Genomic DNA, 1,609 nt, shown 5'->3' on the forward strand with positions numbered 1-1,609 from the left:
GCCGACGTGGCCGAGGCGGATGCGGACGCCGTGCTCGTCGAAAGCGGACGGCGCCCGCACCCGTCGCCTGAAAAGCGCCCCGGCGACCACGAGCCACAGATCCCCCGACTGCGCGGACGTCGTCGTGCCGATCGCGAGCGTGCGCGCCGTCGGCGAACCCCTCACTGAGGCGGTCGCACACCGGCCCGAGCGCGTCGCCGAACTCACGGGCCGTTCGGTGGGCGAGGAGATTCGTCCGGCGGACGTCGCCACCGTGCTCGCCCACCCCGAAGGCGGCAGGAAGGACGTGCCGCCGGACGCCTCAGTCGTGCCGCTCGTGAACATGGCCGACGACGCTGCACTCGTGGAGACCGCAACCCAGATCGCAGACGGCGTCCACCAGCGCGCGGACGTCCAGCGCGTGGTGGTCACCTCGCTGAAGGCCGAGGACCCCGTGAAAGCGGTCGTCTCTGACTGAAGCAGAACTTCGAGCGGCCGAGCGGTCCGCCGACTTCCGGACCCGCTCAGAAACGACTCGCCGCGTCGTCGACCGCGTCCCGCGTGTTCAGGTTCTCGAACGTGGTGACGTCGCCGACTGACGCGACGTCGGCCTCCGGCACGGCGACCCAATCGAGGTCTCCGAGCGGCGCGAGAATCTTCCGGTCGCCGCGTTCGAGGGCGGCCTCGCAGGCGGCGGCCATCGCGTCCGCGCGATAGACCGCCTGGGTCGTCTGGTACCAGCCGTCGTCCATCTCGGGGACCGCGGCGTCGTGGCCGTCCGCGCGGTCGAACAGGCGGTCGACGACGGCCGGGTCGACGAACGGCATGTCGCAGGCGACGACGGCGCCGTACTCGCCGCGCGCCTCGCGGAGGCCCGCAGCGATTCCGGCCATCGGCCCCTCGTCGGGCTCCGGGTCCAGGGCGACCCTGACAGGGTTCGAGTACCCGTCGAGGGCGTCGAGGTGGCCGTCGCGCTGGTCGGCCCTGCAGTTCACCACGAGTTCGTCGGTGACGGCGTCGAGCCTGTCGGCGACGCGGCGGAGCATCGGCGTGCCGCCGAGGTCCGCCAGCGCCTTGTCCCCGTCGCCGTACCGGGTCGAGCGGCCGCCCGCGAGTATCACTGCTGAGCGCACGAGGGCGTGTCGGTCCGCCACGCGCTTGAACCCTGTGGAGCGACAACCCTTAACACGACGCAGCCGTACCGTTCGGCCATGACTGGCGACCACGTCCTCCGGGTCCGACTCGGTGCGGGAACCGTGACCCGTGAGCGGATCCCGGCGGCGTGGCGCGAGCGGTACGTCGGTGGAAAGGGGCTGGCCGCACGGTACTTGCTCGCGGACACGGAGGCCGGCGTGGACCCGCTGGACGCCGACAACACGCTGGTGTTCGCCGTCGGGCCGCTCACGGGTCGGGCGCCCGGCGAACCCGGTTCGCGGTCGTCACGAAGTCGCCGCTCACGGACGCGTTCCTCGACTCCTACGCGGGCGGCGAGTTCGCCGCGAGACTCGCCGGCAGCCTCGACGACTGCCTGCTGGTGCTCGTGGAGGGTGAGCGCGAGACTCCGGGGGCGCTCGTCGTCGAGGACGGCGACGCGCACATCGAGGACGCTCCGGAGCTGGCGGGGCTCGAC

Annotated in this window: 2 protein-coding genes and 2 pseudogenes; 3 read left to right on the plus strand and 1 reads right to left on the minus strand. The window is 72.3% G+C overall.

The annotated features are described in order from the left end of the window. Positions 1 to 457 (plus strand): selenium cofactor biosynthesis protein YqeC (gene yqeC, locus GRX66_RS18815; RefSeq protein WP_159527827.1); only part of this gene is annotated, 457 nt, incomplete at its 5' end. A gap of 46 nt (positions 458 to 503) precedes the next feature. Here the strand turns inward: yqeC and mobA are convergent. Continuing rightward, positions 504 to 1,112: a molybdenum cofactor guanylyltransferase gene (gene mobA / locus GRX66_RS18820; protein ID WP_325064202.1), complete on the minus strand. Its 609-nt coding sequence runs from the start codon at positions 1,110 to 1,112 to the stop codon at positions 504 to 506. A gap of 78 nt (positions 1,113 to 1,190) precedes the next feature. Here mobA and GRX66_RS20425 point away from each other — a divergent pair. Further along, positions 1,191 to 1,337, plus strand: a pseudogene (locus tag GRX66_RS20425) (aldehyde ferredoxin oxidoreductase N-terminal domain-containing protein); the annotation flags it as partial. Between the two features lie 122 nt (positions 1,338 to 1,459). Further along, positions 1,460 to 1,609: pseudogene (locus GRX66_RS20430) on the plus strand (hypothetical protein); the annotation flags it as partial.

Source organism: Halobacterium bonnevillei (assembly GCF_009831555.1).
In the GTDB taxonomy this organism is placed as follows: domain Archaea; phylum Halobacteriota; class Halobacteria; order Halobacteriales; family Halobacteriaceae; genus Halobacterium; species Halobacterium bonnevillei.